General features: G+C 75.7%; 14 protein-coding genes and 1 pseudogene. 7 read left to right on the top strand and 8 right to left on the bottom strand.

What is annotated here, in order from left to right; genetic code table 11:
* The first annotated feature begins 3 nt into the window (after positions 1-3).
* The 5 genes from nirB (at position 4) to BUE41_RS18265 (ending at position 5,595) form a co-directional block, all read left to right on the top strand.
* Positions 4-2,493, top strand: a complete 2,490-nt coding sequence (nirB, locus tag BUE41_RS18285; RefSeq protein ID WP_073458341.1) for a nitrite reductase large subunit NirB — start codon at positions 4-6, stop codon at positions 2,491-2,493.
* The gene (gene nirD / locus BUE41_RS18280) at positions 2,490-2,831 is read left to right on the top strand and encodes a nitrite reductase small subunit NirD (RefSeq protein ID WP_143172230.1); all 342 of its coding nucleotides are present in this window, start codon (positions 2,490-2,492) and stop codon (positions 2,829-2,831) included. Before nirB ends, nirD begins: the two co-directional genes overlap by 4 nt.
* Positions 2,832-2,839: 8 nt before the next feature.
* Positions 2,840-3,988 (top strand): uroporphyrinogen-III synthase, encoded by a 1,149-nt coding sequence (locus tag BUE41_RS18275; RefSeq protein ID WP_073458452.1) that lies wholly within the window; start codon positions 2,840-2,842, stop codon positions 3,986-3,988.
* Entirely contained in the window at positions 3,985-4,674 is a 690-nt protein-coding gene (locus tag BUE41_RS18270) for a sirohydrochlorin chelatase (RefSeq protein WP_234997390.1), read from the top strand. The genes BUE41_RS18275 and BUE41_RS18270 overlap by 4 nt, the downstream gene beginning before the upstream one ends.
* A 75-nt stretch (positions 4,675-4,749) precedes the next feature.
* Positions 4,750-5,595 (top strand): helix-turn-helix transcriptional regulator, encoded by an 846-nt coding sequence (locus tag BUE41_RS18265; protein WP_073458340.1) that lies wholly within the window; start codon positions 4,750-4,752, stop codon positions 5,593-5,595.
* Between the two features lie 4 nt (positions 5,596-5,599).
* Here the strand turns inward: BUE41_RS18265 and hutI are convergent, their stop codons facing one another.
* The 6 genes from hutI to BUE41_RS29775 form a co-directional block, all read right to left on the bottom strand.
* Positions 5,600-6,742: an imidazolonepropionase gene (gene hutI / locus BUE41_RS18260; protein WP_073458339.1), complete on the bottom strand. Its 1,143-nt coding sequence runs from the start codon at positions 6,740-6,742 to the stop codon at positions 5,600-5,602.
* 18 nt (positions 6,743-6,760) lie between these two features.
* Entirely contained in the window at positions 6,761-8,044 is a 1,284-nt protein-coding gene (locus tag BUE41_RS18255; RefSeq protein WP_073458338.1) for a formimidoylglutamate deiminase, read from the bottom strand.
* 21 nt (positions 8,045-8,065) lie between these two features.
* Entirely contained in the window at positions 8,066-9,232 is a 1,167-nt protein-coding gene (locus BUE41_RS18250) for an allantoate amidohydrolase (RefSeq protein WP_200803999.1), read from the bottom strand.
* A complete protein-coding gene (gene hutU / locus BUE41_RS18245) occupies positions 9,232-10,887 on the bottom strand; it encodes a urocanate hydratase (RefSeq protein WP_073458337.1) in 1,656 nt (551 codons plus the stop codon). The genes BUE41_RS18250 and hutU overlap by 1 nt, the downstream gene beginning before the upstream one ends.
* The gene (hutH, locus tag BUE41_RS18240; RefSeq protein ID WP_073458336.1) at positions 10,887-12,425 is read right to left on the bottom strand and encodes a histidine ammonia-lyase; all 1,539 of its coding nucleotides are present in this window, start codon (positions 12,423-12,425) and stop codon (positions 10,887-10,889) included. Before hutH ends, hutU begins: the two co-directional genes overlap by 1 nt.
* A 183-nt stretch (positions 12,426-12,608) precedes the next feature.
* Positions 12,609-12,902, bottom strand: coding sequence for an NAD(P)H-binding protein (locus tag BUE41_RS29775; protein ID WP_159444930.1), 294 nt, complete (start codon positions 12,900-12,902; stop codon positions 12,609-12,611).
* On the opposite strand from BUE41_RS29775, the pseudogene BUE41_RS32955 reads away from it, so the two are divergent.
* Positions 12,786-13,064 (top strand): annotated as a pseudogene (locus tag BUE41_RS32955) (WHG domain-containing protein); the annotation flags it as partial. The gene BUE41_RS29775 and the pseudogene BUE41_RS32955 overlap by 117 nt on opposite strands.
* A 199-nt stretch (positions 13,065-13,263) precedes the next feature.
* Here the strand turns inward: BUE41_RS32955 and BUE41_RS18230 are convergent.
* The gene (locus BUE41_RS18230; RefSeq protein WP_073458334.1) at positions 13,264-13,557 is read right to left on the bottom strand and encodes an MGMT family protein; all 294 of its coding nucleotides are present in this window, start codon (positions 13,555-13,557) and stop codon (positions 13,264-13,266) included.
* A complete protein-coding gene (locus BUE41_RS31385) occupies positions 13,557-14,324 on the bottom strand; it encodes an alpha/beta fold hydrolase (protein WP_073458448.1) in 768 nt (255 codons plus the stop codon). The genes BUE41_RS18230 and BUE41_RS31385 overlap by 1 nt, the downstream gene beginning before the upstream one ends.
* 42 nt (positions 14,325-14,366) lie before the next feature.
* Between BUE41_RS31385 and BUE41_RS18220 the strand changes: the two genes are divergently transcribed.
* Positions 14,367-17,681 (top strand): ATP-dependent helicase, encoded by a 3,315-nt coding sequence (locus BUE41_RS18220; protein WP_327194774.1) that lies wholly within the window; start codon positions 14,367-14,369, stop codon positions 17,679-17,681.
* Positions 17,682-17,730: the final 49 nt, after the last annotated feature.

Raw genomic sequence — 17,730 nt, 5'->3', positions numbered from 1 at the left:
TCGATGAAGGATCTGCTGGTCATCGGCAACGGCATGGTCGGGCACCGGCTCGTCCAGGCCGTGCGCGACCGCGATGCCGCAGGCGCCTGGCGCATCACCGTGGTCGGGGCCGAGGCGCGGGCCGCCTACGACCGGGTGGCGCTCTCGTCGTACGTCGACGGGGTGTCGGCGGAGGAGCTGACGCTGCCGGAGCTGGACGTCGAGCTGCACCTCGGTGACCCGGCCGTCGGCATCGACCGGGACGCGCGCACCGTGCGCACCGAGTCCGGCCGGGTGTTCCGCTACGACGCGCTCGTGCTTGCCACCGGCTCGGTGCCGTTCGTGCCGCCGGTGCCCGGGCGCGACCTGCCCGGCTGCTTCGTCTACCGCACGCTCGACGATCTCGACGCGATCACCACCGCGGCCGCCGAGGCGATGGCCGCGGACCGGCCGGGGCGGCGCTCGGCCGTCGTCGTCGGCGGCGGGCTGCTCGGTCTGGAGGCCGCCCGCGCGCTGCGCCTGCTGGGCCTGTCGCCGCAGGTCGTGGAGATCGCGCCGCGGCTCCTGCCCGTCCAGGTCGACGAGGGCGGTGGAGCGCTGCTGCGGCGGCTCGTCGAGTCCGAGGACCTGCAGGTGCGCTGCGGGGTGTCGGTCACCGAGATCACCCGAGACCGCGACCGGTTGATCGCGACGCTCTCCGACGGCGTGGAGCTGGACGCCGACGTCATCGTCTTCTCCGCGGGCATCCGGCCGGCCGACGAGCTGGCCCGCAGGGCCGGGCTCCCGATCGGGGAGCGCGGCGGGGTGCTCGTCGACGCCCGCTGCCGCACCCACGACGAGGCGATCTGGGCCGTCGGCGAGGTGGCCGCGCTGGAGGGCCGCACGTACGGGCTCGTGGCGCCGGGCTACGCGATGGCCGAGGTGGTGGCCGACCAGCTGGTCGGCGGCAGCGCGACCGTGGTCCCGGCCGAGATCGACACGTCGACGCAGCTGAAGATGCTCGGCGTCGATGTGGCGAGCTTCGGCGACGCGCACGCGACCACGCCGGGCGCGTTGGAGGTCGTCGTCAACGATCCGGTCGCCGGCACGTACTCCAAGCTCGTCGTCTCCGACGACGCGAAGACGCTGCTCGGCGGCATCCTCGTCGGCGACGCCTCCCGCTACGGGGCACTGCGCGCGCTGGTCGGGCAGCCGCTGCCCGCCGACCCGGTCGCGCTCATCGCCCCGGGCGGGGTGGACCTGGGCACCGACGCGCTGCCCGACTCGGCGCAGATCTGCTCGTGCAACGCCGTCTCCAAGGGGGCGATCCGCACCGCCGTCGAGAGCGGCGCCCACGACGTGCCCGCGATCAAGGCGTGCACCCGGGCGGGCACGAGCTGCGGATCGTGCGTGCCGACGCTGAAGAAGCTGCTCGTCGAGTCCGGCGTCGAGGTCTCCAAGGCGCTGTGCGAACACTTCGACCGGTCCCGCGCGGAGCTGTTCGAGATCGTCTCGGCCACCGGCATCCGCAGGTTCTCGCAGCTCATCGCCCGCTACGGGCGCGGACGCGGCTGCGACGTCTGCAAGCCTGCGGTGGCGTCGATCCTCGCCTCGCTCGGCACCGGTCACGTCCTCGACGGCGAGCAGGCAACCCTGCAGGACACCAACGACCACTTCCTGGCGAACCTGCAGCGCAACGGCACGTACTCGGTGGTGCCCCGGATCCCGGGCGGTGAGATCACGCCCGAGGGGCTGATCGCGATCGGCGAGGTCGCCCGGGACTTCGGGCTCTACACGAAGATCACCGGCGGTCAGCGGATCGACATGTTCGGCGCCCGCGTCGAGCAGTTGCCCGCGATCTGGCGGCGGCTGGTCGACGCCGGCTTCGAGTCCGGCCACGCGTACGGCAAGGCGCTGCGCACCGTGAAGTCGTGCGTCGGCACCACCTGGTGCCGCTACGGCGTGCAGGACTCGGTGGAGCTGGCCGTGGTGCTGGAGCTGCGCTACCGCGGGCTGCGCGCCCCGCACAAGGTGAAGGCAGGGGTCTCGGGCTGCGCGCGGGAGTGCGCGGAGGCGCGGTCCAAGGACTTCGGGATCATCGCCACCGAGAAGGGGTGGAACCTCTACGTCGGCGGCAACGGCGGGTTCTCCCCGCGGCACGCCGAGCTGCTCGCGAGCGACCTCGACACCGAGACGCTGGTCAAGATCATCGACCGGTTCCTGATGTTCTACATCCGCACCGCCGACCGGCTGCAGCGGACCGCGGCGTGGATCGAGTCCATGGAGGGCGGGCTCGACCACCTCCGCGCGGTCGTCGTCGACGACGCGCTGGGCATCTGCGCCGACCTGGAGGCCGCCATGGAAGCGCACGTGGCCAACTACTCCGACGAGTGGCGCGGCGTGCTGGAGGACGAGGAGAAGCTGGCCCGCTTCGTCTCGTTCGTCAACGCGCCCGACACCCCGGACCCGTTGATCAGGACCCGCGTCGAGCGCGGCCAACCGGTGCCGGTGGGGATGCCGGAGGTGCGCCGATGACCGTGCAGCTGCAGGTGCGCTGGCTCGTCGCCTGCCCGCTGGAGCGGCTGCAGCCGGAGCGCGGCGTCGCGGCGCTGTTCGGCGACACCCAGGTGGCGCTCGTGCGGACCCACGACGGACAGGTGCACGCGATCGGCAACGTCGACCCGTTCTCCGGAGCGGGGGTGCTCTCCCGCGGCATCGTCGGCGACCGCGGCGGGGTCCCCACGATCGCCTCGCCGGTCTACAAGCAGGCGTTCGACCTGCGCACCGGCCGCTGCCTCGACGACCCGGAAGTGAGCGTGCCGACGTACCCGGTCCGCGTGGTCGGCGGGATGGTCGAGGTCGGGCTGCCGTGACGCTGACGATGACCGAGACCGCCGTGGGGGTGCCGCCGCTCGCGGGGTTCACCGTGGGCGTGACCGCGGCGCGCCGGGCGGAGGAGCTGGCCGCGATGCTGGAGCGCCGCGGTGCCCAGATCATGCACGGGGCGGCGCTGCGGCTGATCCCGCTCGCCGACGACGCCGAGCTGTACGCCGCCACCCGGCGGCTCGTCGAGGACCCGCCCGACATCACCGTCGCCACCACCGGCATCGGGTTCCGCGGCTGGGTGGAGGCCGCGGAGGGCTGGGGCATCGGCGACGAGCTGCTGGCTGCCCTCGGCTCGGGCGTCCTGCTCGCCCGCGGGCCGAAGGTGCGCGGGCAGATCCGCACCTGCGGGCTGGTGGAGGAGTGGTCGCCGGCGTCGGAGTCCTCGGCGGAGGTGCTCGACCACCTGCTCGCCCGCGGCGTCGACGGTGTGCGCATCGCCGTCCAGCTGCACGGCGAACCGCTCCCGGACATGGTCGATGCACTCACCATGGCCGGGGCCGACGTCGTCCAGGTGCCGGTGTACCGGTGGGCGCCGCCCGCCGATCTCGGCCCGCTCGACCGGCTCACCGACGCCGTCCTGTGCTGCGGCGTCGACGTGCTGACGTTCACCAGCGCCCCGGCCGTCGTGAGCATGCTGGCCCGCGCCGCCGAGCGCGGGGTGCGCGAGCAGCTGCTCGACGCGATGCGCCGGCACGTGATGGTGATGTGCGTCGGCCCGGTGACGGCGGCACCCCTGGAGGCCCTCGACGTGCCCACGCTGCAGCCAGCGCGTTCCCGGCTGGGGGCGATGGTCCGCCACCTCGAGGCGGAGATGCCGGCCCGTGCCCGGCGGCTGCCGGTCGCGGGACACCGGCTGGAGCTGCGCGGGCACGCCGTGCTCGTCGACGGGGAGCTGCGTCCGGTGCCGCCCGCCGGCATGGCGCTGCTGCGGGTGCTCGCCCGCCGCCCCGGCCGGGTCGTGCCCCGGGCCGAGCTGCTGGCGGCGCTGCCCGGCAACTCCGGTGACGAGCACGCCGTCGAGACCGCGATGACCCGCCTGCGCACGGCCCTGCGCGAGCCCAAGCTCATCCAGACCGTGGTCAAGCGCGGCTACCGCCTGGCCCTCGACCCGACGGCCCAACCGGCAGGAGGGCACTGCGCGTGAACCTGCTCATGATCGCCCACGGCACCCGGGACCCGGCAGGTGCCCGGGTCACGGAGGCCGTCGCTGCGCAGGTGCGGGAGCGGCTCCCGGCCGGTGAGGCGGCGCTCGCCTACGCCGACGTGCGCGGCCCCACCATCGCCGAGGCCCTGCGCGAGCTGCCCGGCCCGGCTGCCGCCGTGCCGATGTTCCTGGCCGCGGGCTACCACGTGCGCGTCGACGTGCCGGCGCAGATCCGGGCGTGCGGTCGTTCGGACGTGCTGGTCGGGCAGGCGTTCGGCCCCGATCCGGCGCTCGTCGAGGTCGCGGCGGAGCGGCTGGTCGCGGCCGGGTACCGGCCCGGTGACGCGGTGGTCCTCGCCGTCGCCGGCTCGAGCGACCCGGCCGCCGTCGCGGATTCGGCACAGGCTGCGCGCCGGCTCGGCCTGCTGCTCGGCCGCCCGGTCGCGCTCGCGACGATCGCCGCAGGCGGGCCGCGGGTGCCCGAGGTCGTGGCCGCGCTGCGCGCGGGGGGTGCGTGGCGGGTCGCGATCGCGTCGTGGCTGCTGGCGCCCGGGCTGTTCCAGCAGCGGCTGGATGCCTGCGGGGCGGACGTGGTCGGCGCGCCGATCGGGACGCACTCCGCCGTCGCCGATCTCGTCGTCGCCCGGCACCGAGCGGCGGGGGAGCCGAGGGTGCGGCCGGCGTAGGGATGCTGCGCGTGGGCTGCACCCTAGGAGCACCGGTACCAGGACAACCGCGGCCGAAGTGCGCAGACTGGTCTGGTGGACGGATGGGAGTTCGGCCGGGCGGTCCGGCGGTGGCGTGACCGGGTGACCCCGGAGTCGGTGGGTCTTCCGGTGGGCAGGCGCCGCCGCGCGAGCGGGCTGCGGCGCGAGGAGCTGGCGGCGCTCGCCGGTATCTCGACCGACTACCTGACGCGCCTGGAGCAGGGCCGGGCGACCACGCCGTCGGTGCAGGTCGTGGAGGCGCTGGCCCGGGCGCTGCGGCTCGCCGATCCCGAACGGGATCTGCTGTTCCGGCTGGCCGGCCACGTGACGCCGGGGCCCGACGTCGTGCCGTCGCGGATCACCCCGAGCGTCCAGCGGATGCTGGATCGGCTGTCGCACACGCCGGTGGCCGTCTTCGACGCCTCCTGGACGTTGGTGCAGGCCAACGCTGCCTACGACGCGGTGCTGGGGGTGACGTCGGCGTGGCGGGGGCTGGAGCGCAACGCCGTCTGGCGGGCGATCACCCGGTACCCGTCGCGGGTCGTGCACACCCCGCAGGAGCACGCCGAGCACGAGGCCCGGCTCGTCGCCGACCTGCGCCTGACCGCGTCGCGGTACCCGGCGGACCGGACGCTGCGCCGGCTGATCCGCGACCTGGCGGCGGCGAGTCCGCGGTTCGCCGAGCTGTGGGACCAACCGCTCGCGACGGCGCCGGCGGCGCCGTCGCGGCGCAAGACGATCGAGCACCCGTCGGTCGGGCGGATGACGCTCGACTGCGACATCCTGCTCGTGCGGGACGACGACCTGCGCATCATGGTCTACACGGCCGAGCCCGCCACGGTGGACGCGGACCGGCTGGAGCTGGCGGTCGTGCTGGGCACCCAGGAGCTGACCGTCTGACGGGTCAGGGACGTCCCGACCCGCCGACGACGATCGGCACCCCCGGCCGGTACGCCAGGTGCAGGTGGCTGGGGGCGTCGAGCACGGTGAAGTCGGCCCGCTTCCCCGGCGCGAGCACCCCGATGTCCGTGCGCCGCAACGCCTTCGCCCCGCCGGCGGTGGCCGCCCACAGCGCCTCGGTGACCGTCATGCCCATCTCCCGCACCGCCAGGGCGATCATGAACGGCATCGAGGACGAGTAGCAGGTGCCGGGGTTGCAGTCGGTCGCCAGCGCCACGGTGACGCCGGCGTCGAGCAGCCGCCGGGCGTCCGGGTAGGGGGAGCGGGTGGAGAACTCGACACCCGGCAGCAGGGTGGCCACGGTGTCGCTGTTCGCGAGCGCGTCGACGTCGGCGTCGGTCAGGTAGGTGCAGTGGTCGACGCTCGCGGCGCCCAGCTCGACCGCGAGGGCGACGCCGGGGCCGGGGCCGAGCTGGTTGCCGTGCACCCGCAGGCCGAGGCCGGCGGCGCGGCCCGCGGACAGCACCGCGCGAGCCTCGTCGGCGTCGAACGCGTGCGCGCTGCCCGGCTCGCAGAACACGTCGATCCAGCGGGCGTGCTCCGCGCAGGCGGTGAGCATCTGCCCGGTGACCAGGTCGACGTACTCGGCGCGACCGACGCCCGGCGGCACGACGTGAGCGCCGAGGAAGGTCGTCTCGGAGGTGAACTCGGCGGCGATCGCCAGCGCACGGGCTTCCTCGGCGACGGACAGGCCGTACCCGCTCTTGATCTCGACGGTGGTAGTGCCCTGGGCGCGCATCTCCGCCACGCGGGCCGCGACCAGCGCGCGCAGCTCGGCGTCGGAGGCGGCGCGGGTGGCGGCCATCGTGGCGGCGATGCCGCCGCCGTCGTACGGCTGCCCGGCCATGCGCGCGGCGAACTCGGCGCCGCGGTCGCCCGCGAACACCAGGTGCGAATGGGAGTCGACGAACCCGGGCACCACGGCGCGTTCGCCGAGGAAGACCCGTTCGTCGGCCGCCGGCGCCGCGGAGGCCTGACCGACCCAGAGGACCACGTCCCCGGCCGTGACGAACGCGGCGTCGGTGAGCACCCCCAGCTCGGGGTCGTTGGTGACGAGCTCGGCGATGCCGGTGTAGAGCACGGTCATGCGCGGTCCCCTCCCGTCTCAGCCGGTCACCGCGGCGACCGCATCCTGCACGAGCCGGCCGACGTCGCCGAGGCGGTGCCGTCCCTCCTGCACGACGACGGCGCCGTCGACGATCACGGTCTCGACGTCGGCCGCGGTCGCCGCGAACACGATCTGGGCCGGATCGGCTCCGGCGGTGCGGGGTGTGTCCGTGCGCACCGCGACCAGGTCGGCCGGGGCGCCCGGGGCGAGGCGGCCGGCGTCGGGGCGGCCCAGTGCCGCGTGCGCGTGCAGGGCGACGTGCAGCTGGGCCGGGGTGAACCGGCCGCGTTCGTGGGTCAGCAGCCGCTCGTGCAGCTCCAGCGCGCGGGCCTCCTCGAACAGGTCGATCACCGCGTGCTGGTCGCTGCCCAGCGACAACGCCACCCCGGCGTCGTGCAGCGCGCGGGCCGGGCCGATCCCGTCGGCGAGATCGCGCTCGGTCGTGGGGCAGAAGCACACCCCAGCGCCCGACGAGCCGAGCGCGGTGACGTCGGCGCCGGTCAGGTGCGTGGCGTGCACGGCGGTCGTGGCCGGGCCGAGCACTCCCTCCGCGGCCAGCAGCGCTGTCGGGGTGAGCCCGTAGGCCGCGCGGCAGGCGTCGTTCTCGGCGGGCTGCTCGGAGAGGTGGACGTGCAGCGGCCGGCCCGCGGCCACCTCGGCGACGACCCTCAGCGCGGCCCGGGGGACTGCGCGCACCGAGTGCACCGCCACCCCGTCCGCGGGCCCGTGCGCGACCCGCTCGGCCCACGTGTCCACGTCGCCGTCGGAGAAGCGCAACTGCGGCTGAGAGAGCGGCGCGTCGATGCCGCCGGTGAGGTAGCACGTGTCCAGCAGGGTGAGCCGGATCCCGGCGTCCGCCGCGGCCTGCCGCAGCGCGTGGTCCATCGCGTACGGATCGGCGTACGGCCGCCCGCCCGGCGCGTGGTGGACGTAGTGGAACTCGGCGACCGCGGTGATCCCGGCCAGCGCCATCTCCGCGTACGTGGCCCGGGCCAGCGCCAGGTAGGTGTCCGGGTCCAGCCGCTGCGCCACCGCGTACATGCGCTCGCGCCACGTCCAGAAGGTGCCGCCGGCCCCGTGCGTGCGCCCGCGCAGGGCGCGGTGGAAGGCGTGCGAGTGCGCGTTCGCCAACCCGGGCAGCACCACGCCGGGCAGCACGGCTCCGGTCCGCGGCGCACCCGGCGTGACGGCCGTGAACACCCCGTCGGCGATCTCGAACGCCACCGCGGCCGCGAGGCCGCCGGGCAGCAGCGCGTGCTCGGCCCAGTACCGCTCAACCACGGCGCGCCCTCCCGGCCGGCATCAGGCAGCCAGCTCCGCCACCACCCCGGCCAGCGCGGCCACCCCGGCCAGGCAGTCCGCTTCCTCCGCGGACTCGGCGGGGGAGTGCGAGACGCCCGTCGGGTTGCGCACGAACAGCATCGCCGTCGGCACGCCGGCCGCGGCGAGGATGCCCGCGTCGTGGCCCGCCCCGGTGGCGAGGACGGGGGCGTCGTCGAGCAGCGCGGCGATGCGGCGGACGAGCGGCGGATCGAACTCGGTCGGGCCGGTCCACGACTCCTCGGTGATCCGTCCACCGTGCGCCTGCGCGAGCTCGCGCAGCTCGTCGACGACGGCCCGGACCCGCTCCTCGTCGGCCCCGCGGGCGTCGACCCAGCCGGTGACCAGCGAGGGGATCGCGTTGACCCCGTTCGGTTCGACACGCACCTTGCCGCAGGTGGCGACGGCGTCGTGGGTGGTCGCCGCCGCCCGCGCGGCCAGCACCAGCTCGGCGTGGGCGAGCATCGGGTCGCGCCGGTCGGCCAGCCGCGTGGTCCCCGCGTGGTTCGCTTCCCCGGGCAGGTCGACCCGCCAGCGCCCGTGCGGCCAGATCCCCGACCCGACCGCCACCGGCCGGCCGAGGTCCACCAGGCCGCGCCCCTGCTCGACGTGCAGCTCGACGAACGCGGCCACCCGCGCCAGCATCTCCGGGTCCGGGCCCAGGTCCTGCCCGCCGAGCGCCTCGCCCAGCGTGACGCCGTCGTCGTCGCGCAGCGCCCGCGCGCGGTCGGGATCGAGCGCCCCGGTCAGCACCCGCGATCCCGCGCACGCGACGCCGAACCGGGCGCCCTCCTCGTCCCGGAAGTTGGTGACGGCGACCGGCCGCGCCGGGGTGAACCCGGCGGCGCGCAGCGCGTCGATCGCGGCGAACGCCGAGACCACGCCGAGCGGGCCGTCGAACGCGCCGCCGTCGGGCACCGAGTCCAGGTGCGAGCCGATCGCGATCCCGGGTTCGGGGCCGGGGTTCCACCAGGCCCACTGGTTCCCAGCGCGGTCGGTCACCACCTCCAGCCCGCGGGCGGCGGCCTCCCCGGCGAACCACTCGCGCAGGGTGTGGTCCTCGCGGGTGAGCGCGAACCGCCGGTAGCCGCCGGACGGCGCCCGGCCCACCGGTTCCAGGTCCGCCCACATCGAGGTGAACGACGCCATCAGGTCTCCTGCATCGGCACGCGGATGTCGTGGTCGCGCGCCGTCTGAGCGGCCCGCTCGTAGCCCGCGTCGACGTGCCGGAGCACGCCCGTCGCGGGGTCGTTGGTCAGCACGCGCTCCAGCTTCTCCGCCGCCAGCGGGGTGCCGTCGGCGACAGTGACCTGCCCGGCGTGCTGCGATCGGCCGATGCCGACGCCGCCGCCGTGGTGGATCGACACCCACGTCGCCCCGGACGCGGTGTTGACCAGTGCGTTGAGCAGCGGCCAGTCGGCGATCGCGTCGGAGCCGTCGGCCATCGCCTCGGTCTCGCGGTACGGGGAGGCCACCGACCCGGTGTCGAGGTGGTCGCGGCCGATCACGATCGGCGCGGACAGCCGCCCGTCGGCGACCATCTCGTTGAACCGCAGCCCGGCCTTGTCCCGCTCGCCCTGGCCCAGCCAGCAGATCCGGGCCGGCAGCCCCTGGTGGGCGGCCTTCTCCCCGGCGGCGGTGATCCACCGGCGCAGCCGATCGTCGTCCGGGAACAGCTCCAGCACGGCCCGGTCGGTGGCCGCGATGTCGGCCGGGTCGCCGGAGAGCGCCACCCAGCGGAACGGGCCCTTGCCCTCGCAGAACAGCGGCCGGATGTAGGCGGGCACGAACCCGGGGAACGCGAACGCGCGCTCGAAGCCGCCCTTGCGGGCCTCGTCGCGCAGGGAGTTGCCGTAGTCGAAGACCTCGGCACCGTCGTCGAGGAACTGCACCATCGCCTCGACGTGCTTGGCCATCGATGCGCGGGCCCGGTCGGTGAACTCCTCCGGCTTCTTGGCCGCGTAGTCGGCCCAGTCGTCGAGGTCGACGCCCTCCGGCAGGTAGGAGAGCGGGTCGTGGGCCGAGGTCTGGTCGGTGACGATGTCGACCTCGACTCCGCGGCGGTGCAGCTCCGGCAGCACGGTGGCGCAGTTGCCGACCAGCCCCACCGACAGCGGCACCCGCTGCCTCTTCGCGGCCGTGCACCGGGTGATCGCGTCGTCCAGGTCGGTGGCGAGCTCGTCGAGGTAGCGGTGCTCCACGCGGCGCTGCAGCCGCGCCGGGTCCACGTCGATCACCAGGCAGACGCCCTCGTTGAGGGTGACGGCCAGCGGCTGCGCACCGCCCATGCCGCCGCAGCCGCCGGTCACGGTCAGGGTGCCGGCGAGCGTACCGCCGAACCGCTTCGCGGCGACCGCGGCGAACGTCTCGTAGGTGCCCTGCAGGATCCCCTGGGTACCGATGTAGATCCACGATCCGGCCGTCATCTGGCCGTACATCGTCAGGCCGAGCTTCTCCAAGCGGCGGAACTCCGGCCAACTCGCCCAGTCGCCGACCAGGTTCGAGTTCGCGATGAGCACCCGCGGCGCCCACTCGTGGGTGCGCAGCACCCCGACCGGGCGGCCCGACTGCACGAGCATCGTCTCGTCGTCGCGCAGCGTGGTGAGGGTGCGGACCATCGCGTCGAACGAGCGCCAGTCCCGGGCGGCCCGTCCGGTGCCGCCGTAGACGACGAGGTCGTCGGGTCGCTCGGCGACCTCGGGATCGAGGTTGTTCTGCAGCATCCGCAGCGGAGCCTCGGTCTGCCACGACCCGGCCGTGAGGGTCGTGCCGCGCGGGGCGCGGACCGGACGTGCACCTTCCATCACTGCAACCCTCCCGCGGCGGACTCGGCGGCGCGCAGCACCGCACCGGAGCTGACGGCGGCGACGGCCGCCTCGATGTCGGGGGCCAGGTACCGGTCGGGGCCGGGCCCGGGAACGGTGGCGCGCAGCGCGTCGCGCACGGCGCCGGTCGCGGGGGCGGGGGCGAGCGGGTGGCGCAGGTCGATGCCGCGGGCCGCGGTGAGCAGCTCGATGGCGAGCACGCGGCGCAGCCCGTCGACGGCGCGGCGGAGCTTGCGAGCCGCGGCCCAGCCCATGGACACGTGGTCCTCCTGCATCGCGCTGGACGGGATCGAATCGACCGACGCCGGGGTGGCCAGCCGCTTCAGCTCGGAGACGATCCCCGCCTGCGTGTACTGGGCGATCATGTGACCGGAGTCGACGCCCGGGTCGTCGGCGAGGAACGCCGGCAGGCCGTGGCTGCGCGACTGGTCGAGGAACCGGTCGGTGCGCCGCTCCGAGATCGCCGCGAGGTCGGCCACCGCGATCGCGAGGAAGTCCAGCACGTAGCCGATCGGGGCGCCGTGGAAGTTGCCGTTCGACTGCACCCGCCCATCCGGCGTGATCACCGGGTTGTCGATCGCGGCGGCCAGCTCCCGGGCCGCGACGGTCTCGGCGTGCGTGAGCGTGTCGCGCACCGCGCCGTGCACCTGTGGTGCGCAGCGCAGTGAGTAGGCGTCCTGCACGCGGGTGCAGTCCGGGGTGCGGTGGCTGGCCATGATCGCCGAACCGGCCAGCAGCGCCCGCAGGTTCGCCGCCGATGCGGCCTGGCCGGGGTGCGGGCGGAGGGCCTGCAGGTCGGGCGCGAACACCGCGTCGGTGCCGAGCAGGGCCTCGACGCTCATCGCCGCCGCGATGTCGGCCACCCGCAGCAGCTGCCGCAGGTCCGCGCACGCCAGAACCAGCATGCCGAGCATGCCGTCGGTGCCGTTGATCAGCGCCAGGCCCTCCTTCTCGGCCAGCGTGACCGGTGCGATCCCGGCTTCGGCCAGGGCATCGGCGGCCGGGCGGCGCTCGCCCCGGGCGTCGCGGACCTCGCCCTCGCCCATCAGCGCCAGCGCGCAGTGCGCGAGCGGTGCGAGATCGCCGGAGCAGCCCAACGAGCCGTACTCCTGGACGATCGGCGTGATGCCGGCCGAGAGCATGGCCGCGTAGGCGCGGGCGGTCTCCGGGCGCACCCCCGTCCGGCCGGTGGCCAGGGTGGACAACCGCAGGAGCATCGTCGCCCGCACGACCTCGCGCTCGACCTCCGGCCCGGACCCGGCGGCGTGCGAGCGCACGAGGCTGCGCTGCAGCTGCGCCCGCCGCTCGACGGGGATGTGCCGGGTGGCCAGCGCGCCGAACCCGGTCGACACGCCGTAGTGCGGTTCGACGTCGTCGGCGAGCTCCTCGACGACCTTGCGCGTCGCCGCGATCTCCGCCAGTGCCTCAGCCGACAGGGTCACTGCGGCCCCTTCCCTCGCCACGGCCACGACGTCCGACGGGGTCACCGGGCCGAGACCGATCTCGACAGCATGCATCCGTACAGACAACCCCGGACCGACCATCGTCGCCATGTTGCTCGCCGATCGGGGGCCTCCGCATCGGTGAGCGTCCGCTCACTCACGCGGAGGCGACGGTGAGGTAGCGCACTCCCGCCGGTGCCGGGCCGAGCGCGAGGTCGGCGAGGCAGTGCGCGAGATCGGCCCGGTGCATCCGCAGGTTCAGCGGTGGGTTCCGGTGATGACGCGGTGACCGCTCGTCGGCTGATCGTCGAGCCGGGGCGGGCGCACGACGGTCGCCGGGATGCCCGCCGCCGTGACCAGCTCCTCCTGCCGGTCGACCTCGGCGAACCGCGCGCCGCCGACGGCGCGGCGGTAGCCCCAGCGGGCGAGCCGCGTCTGCTGTGCGCTGCTGCCGCGGCCGCCGAGCGCCGACACGACGATCAGCCGCTTCGTGCCGCCGGTGCGCTCGAGGGCCCGCCCCGGACCGACCCCCGGGCACCGTGCGCTCGGCACCGTCCACCACCGGGGCGACCGCGTCCGCGTCGGCTCCGGGCCGCCGGCGCTGCCTACGTCGAGTTCGCCCGCGAACACCCGAACCGGTTCCGGCTGCTGTCCCATCCGCTCGTCACCGAACGGCGCGGCGACGAGCTGGCGGCCGCCTCGCAGCGCGCCTTCGCCGTCCTGCTCGTGGACGGCCTGTTCGCGGCCAAGGGGGTGGCCCGGCCGGCGGACGAGCTCCTGGACGTGGTGCTCGAGAACCTGTACCGGGGCCTCCGGCCCGACGGCGTCTGACCGGTCGGTCAGCCGACCTTCGCGGGCCGGCCGGGCATGCGGGGGGTTCCGTGGACGCTTCGCCGGTTCCCGACGCACGCGCTCAGCGCCGGCGGTGCTCCTTCGGCAGCCGCCCGTCCACCATCAGGATCCCCTCGGCCCGCAGCCGCGCGCTCTGCTCCGCCGCGATGTGCGGGGCGCACGTCCCGTCGGCGCGCAGCACCCGGTGCCAGGGCACGTCGTGCCCGTCCTCGGCGAGGATGCGACCGACCAGGCGCGCCCGGCCGGGGATGCCGGCGCGCTCGGCGACCTCGCCGTACGTCGCCGTCTCGCCGGGCGGGATCTCCCGCACGACCGCGCGGACCCGCTCGACCGTCTCCTCGTCGAGGCGCGCCATCAGGCCGCGAGGAACGGCCCGACCGCCGCGGCGACCTCGGCGGTGCGCTCCAGGTGCACCATGTGCCCTGAGTCGACCTCGACGACGGTGAGCGCGTCCCCGGCCGCGGCGCGGCAGTCGGCCAGCCAGTCCGGGGAGACGTAGTCGGCGTGCTTGGCCGGCACGATCAGCGTCGGGATGCCCGGCGGCGGGACGACCGCGGGGCGAGCCATCTCGCTCCACGCCGTGACGACGGCGGAGCGGCAGAAGCGGTAGCGCCAGCGGCCCCCGTCCTCGTGGAGGTGGGCGTCCAGCTCGGCGTCGACCAGCTCGTCCGGGACGCCCGGCCCCCACGCCTCGACCTTGGCGGCCCGGGCCGCGGCCCGGTCGGGGAAGGACTCGTCGGCGCGGGTGTTCTCCGCGCTCTCCAGCATGTCCTGCGGATCGAGGCCCAGCGCGGGATCGAGCAGCACCAGCCGCTCCACGCGTTCGGGTGCCGTGCGGGCCAGGTGCAGCGCGATCGCGCCGCCGAACGAGTGGCCCACGACGGCGGTGCGATCGAGGCCGAGCGAGTCGAGCACGGCGAGCGCGTCGGCGACGTGCTGCTCGATGCTCCACGGCGGGGGCCACGGCGAGTGGCCGTGTCCGCGCAGGTCCACGGCGTGCCAGCGCAGGTCGGGGAGGGCGGCGGCGAGCACCTTCCAGCGCTGTGCGTGCCCGGTGACGCCGTGCAGGGCGAAGACCGGACGGCCGGACGCGGGACCGAAGGTGACGACGTTCAGCGGCACGCGGTGATCGTGCCACGGCGCCGCCGCCGCACGGTTCTGTCGGTGCCCCGTGGTCGAATCATCGCCGTGCCCCGCACCGACCACCGCCCGCCTCCCGGGCCGGCCGCCCTCGCGCCCGGCCTGGTGCGCCGTCCTCGGCCGCCCGCGCCCGAGCCGGAGTGGGACGACGCCGCCCGGCGGGTGATCGAGCACGAGCGGGGCCCGCTGCGCGTGCTCGGCGGGCCGGGCACGGGCAAGACCACGGTGCTGGTCGCGGCGGTCGCGCGGCGGCTGCGGGCGGGCGACGACCCCACCCGCACGCTGGTGCTCGTCGGCAGCCGCCAGGCGGCGAACGAGCTGCGCTCCCGCATCGGCGAGCTGGTGCACGGCGACACCAGTGCTGCGCAGCGCACCTCGCGCGAGCCGCTGGTGCGCACCGTGCACTCGTACGCGTTCGGGGTGCTGCGGCTGCACGCCGCCCGCCACGGCGATCCGCCGCCGCGGCTGCTCGCGAGCGCGGAGCAGGACGCGGTGGTGCGCGATCTGCTCGCCGGGGAGGTGGAGCAGGCGGTGCCGCACTCCGGCTGGCCGGAGCGGCTGATGCCGGCGCTGCCGCTGCCCGGGTTCGCCGCCGAGCTGCGCGAGCTGCTGCTGCGCGCGGGGGAGCGTGGGCTGGGCCCGGAGGAGCTCTACGAGCTGGGTGAGCGGTTCGACGTCGACGAATGGCGGGCCGCCGGCCGGTTCTACCGCACGTACGAGCAGGTCACGCTGCTGCGCGGAGCCGCGGGCCGGGGTGCCCCGCAGGCCACCGCGCCCGCGCTCGACGCCGCTGAGCTGGTGGCCGCCGCGCTCGACGCGCTGGCCGCCGACCCGGAGCTGCTCGCCGCCGAGCGGGAGCGGGTGCGCCACCTCGTGGTCGACGACGCGCAGGACCTCGACCCGCAGCAGATGGAGCTGGTGCGGGTGCTCGGCGCCTCCGCCACCACCGTCCTGCTCGCGGGTGATCCCGACCAGGCTGTGCTCACCTTCCGCGGCGCCGACCCGGAGGGGATGCAGGCGATCGAGGCACCCACGGTGGTGCTCTCCGTCGATCACCGCGGCGGCGCGGCGGTGCGCACCGCCTGCGCGCGGCTGGCCGCTCGCCTCCCCGGCTCGGGCGAGGGCCGGCTGCGGATGCCGCCACCGCATCTGGACGTGCCCGACGGCCGGGTCGAGGTGCGCGTGTTCACCTCGGCCGCCCAGGAGGCCGGCTGGGTGGCCGACCAGCTGCGCCGCGCCCACCTGCAGGACGGGGTGCCGTGGTCGGAGATGGCGGTCCTGTCCCGGTCCGCGCGTCGGTCGCTGCCCACGCTGCGCCGGGCGCTGCTGGCCGCCGGGGTGCCGATCGCCGCGCCGCCGGACGAGCTGCCGCTGGCCCGCCAGCCCGCGGTGGTGCCGCTGCTGATGGTGCTGCGCTTCGCCACCCGACCACAGGAGATCGACGCCGACGCGGCCACCGCGCTGCTCACCTCGCCGCTGGGGTCGGCCGACCCGATGCGGCTGCGCCGGCTGCGTCGCGGCCTGCTGCGGCTGCACGCGGCGCTGGGCGAGGGCGGCACCGAGCCGTTCCCGGAGACGGAGGGCGCCGAGCGGCTCACCTCCGATCCGCTGCTGGTGCAGGCGCTGCGCGCGGCCGTGGCGGGCCGCCCCGATCCGCTCACCGCGCTGCCGAAGAGCGACACCGCGCCGCTGCGCCGGGTCGCCACCCTGCTCGCGATCGCCGGGGAGGCCGCCCGCGACGGCGAGACGCCCGAGGAGGTGCTCTGGCGGGTCTGGCAGGCGAGCGGGCTGGCGCAGCGCTGGGCCGACGCGAGCGCCCGCGGCGGCCCGGTGGGCGCCGCGGCCGATCGCGATCTCGACGCCGTGCTGGCTCTGTTCGACGCGGCCGCCCGCTACACCGACCGGCTGCCGGGCGCGGACCTGGCGTCGTTCGTCGAGTACCTGACCGACCAGGACCTGCCCAGCACCACCCTCGCCCCGGGCGCCCCGCAGGGCGAGGCCGTCTCGCTGCTCACCGCGCACGCGGCCCGCGGGCGGGAGTGGACGGTCGTCGCCGTGCCCGGCGTGCAGGAGGGGGCCTGGCCGGACCTGCGGCTGCGCGGCAGCCTGCTGGGCAACGAGCGGCTGGTCGACGTGGTGTCCGGGGTGGCCGACCCGGATTCGCCCGCGGTGTCGCGGATCGCGCCGGTGCTCGCCGAAGAGCGGCGGCTGTTCTACGTGGCGTGCTCGCGAGCCCGCCACACGCTGCTGGTCAGCGGGGTGCAGGGCGAGGACGAGCAGCCGTCGCGGTTCCTCGACGAGCTCGACCCGATCCCGGCCGGCCAGGCCGAGCGCCCCGTGTCCCGGCCGGGCCGCTCGCTCGTGCTGCCGGAGCTGGTGGGGGAGCTGCGCCGTGCGGTCTGCGACCCGACCGCTCCGCCCGACCGCCAGCAGCGCGCGGCGCGGGCGCTCGCCCGGCTCGCCGATGCCGGGGTGCCGGGTGCGCACCCCGACGAGTGGTACGGGGTGCTGCCGGTGTCGAGCACGAAGCCGCTGCGGGCGCCCGGCGAGGTCACCCCGGTCTCGCCGTCCGACGTCGAGATGATCATGCGGTGCCCGCTGCGCTGGGTGCTGCAGCGACACGGCGGCGGCGAGGTCGGCACCCTGTCGGCCGTCACCGGGTCGTTGGTGCACGCGCTCGTGCAAGCCAGCGCGAACGGGGCGGCGAAGCACGAGCTGGAGGGCGCGCTCGCCGCGGCGTGGCGGCGGCTCGACGCAGGCGCGCCCTGGTACTCCAAGCGTGAGCTGGAGCGGGTGCGCAGCATGCTCGCCGCGTTCGACGGCTGGGTGCGCAGCAGCCGCGAGGACGGCCTCCGACTGGTCGCCGTGGAGCAGCCGGTCCAGGTCGACATCACCCCGGAGGTCGGGCCGCGGCTGCGGCTGCGCGGCCGGGTCGACCGGCTGGAGGTCGACCGCAGCGGCCGGCCCGTCGTCGTCGACGTGAAGACCGGCAGAGCTGCGCTGTCCAAGCAGGCCGTCGCCGAGCACCCGCAGCTGGCGGTCTACCAGCTGGCCGCCGCGCTCGGCGCGTTCCGCGAGCTGCTCGGCGGGGACCGCCCGCCGGGCGGGGCGCGGCTGGTCTACGTCGCCGACCAGCGCGCGGGTGGCGAGGCGAAGGACCCGGAACAGCCGCCGCTGGAGCAGGACGACCTGGCCCGCTGGGAGCAGGAGGTGCTGCGGTGTGGGGCCGAGACGTCCGGGGAGCAGTTCATCGCCCGCGTCGGGCCGGACTGCGATCGCTGCCCGGTGCGCATCAGCTGCCCGGTCAACGAGTCCGGCCGCGCCGTGCCGCAGCCGTGAGCAGCGGGTTCACCGTCCCCGGTGTGCCTGCGCGATCCGGGCGGGGTGC

Source organism: Pseudonocardia thermophila, assembly GCF_900142365.1.
Classification (GTDB): domain Bacteria; phylum Actinomycetota; class Actinomycetes; order Mycobacteriales; family Pseudonocardiaceae; genus Pseudonocardia; species Pseudonocardia thermophila.
Note: the sequence above shows the minus strand (reverse complement) of the source record. Positions and strands in the feature narration are given on the sequence as shown.

Excerpts from the sequence above, each read along its gene's own strand:
- nirB (WP_073458341.1), top strand. The coding sequence starts at position 4 with ATGAAGGATCTGCTGGTCATCGGCAACGGCATGGTCGGGCACCGGCTC.
- nirD (WP_143172230.1), top strand. The coding sequence starts at position 2,490 with ATGACCGTGCAGCTGCAGGTGCGCTGGCTCGTCGCCTGCCCGCTGGAG.
- BUE41_RS18275 (WP_073458452.1), top strand. The coding sequence starts at position 2,840 with ATGACCGAGACCGCCGTGGGGGTGCCGCCGCTCGCGGGGTTCACCGTG.
- hutI (WP_073458339.1), bottom strand. The coding sequence starts at position 6,742 with ATGACCGTGCTCTACACCGGCATCGCCGAGCTCGTCACCAACGACCCC.
- BUE41_RS18250 (WP_200803999.1), bottom strand. The coding sequence starts at position 9,232 with ATGGCGTCGTTCACCTCGATGTGGGCGGACCTGGAACCGGTGGGCCGG.
- hutU (WP_073458337.1), bottom strand. The coding sequence starts at position 10,887 with ATGGAAGGTGCACGTCCGGTCCGCGCCCCGCGCGGCACGACCCTCACG.
- hutH (WP_073458336.1), bottom strand. The coding sequence starts at position 12,425 with ATGCATGCTGTCGAGATCGGTCTCGGCCCGGTGACCCCGTCGGACGTC.
- BUE41_RS18230 (WP_073458334.1), bottom strand. The coding sequence starts at position 13,557 with ATGGCGCGCCTCGACGAGGAGACGGTCGAGCGGGTCCGCGCGGTCGTG.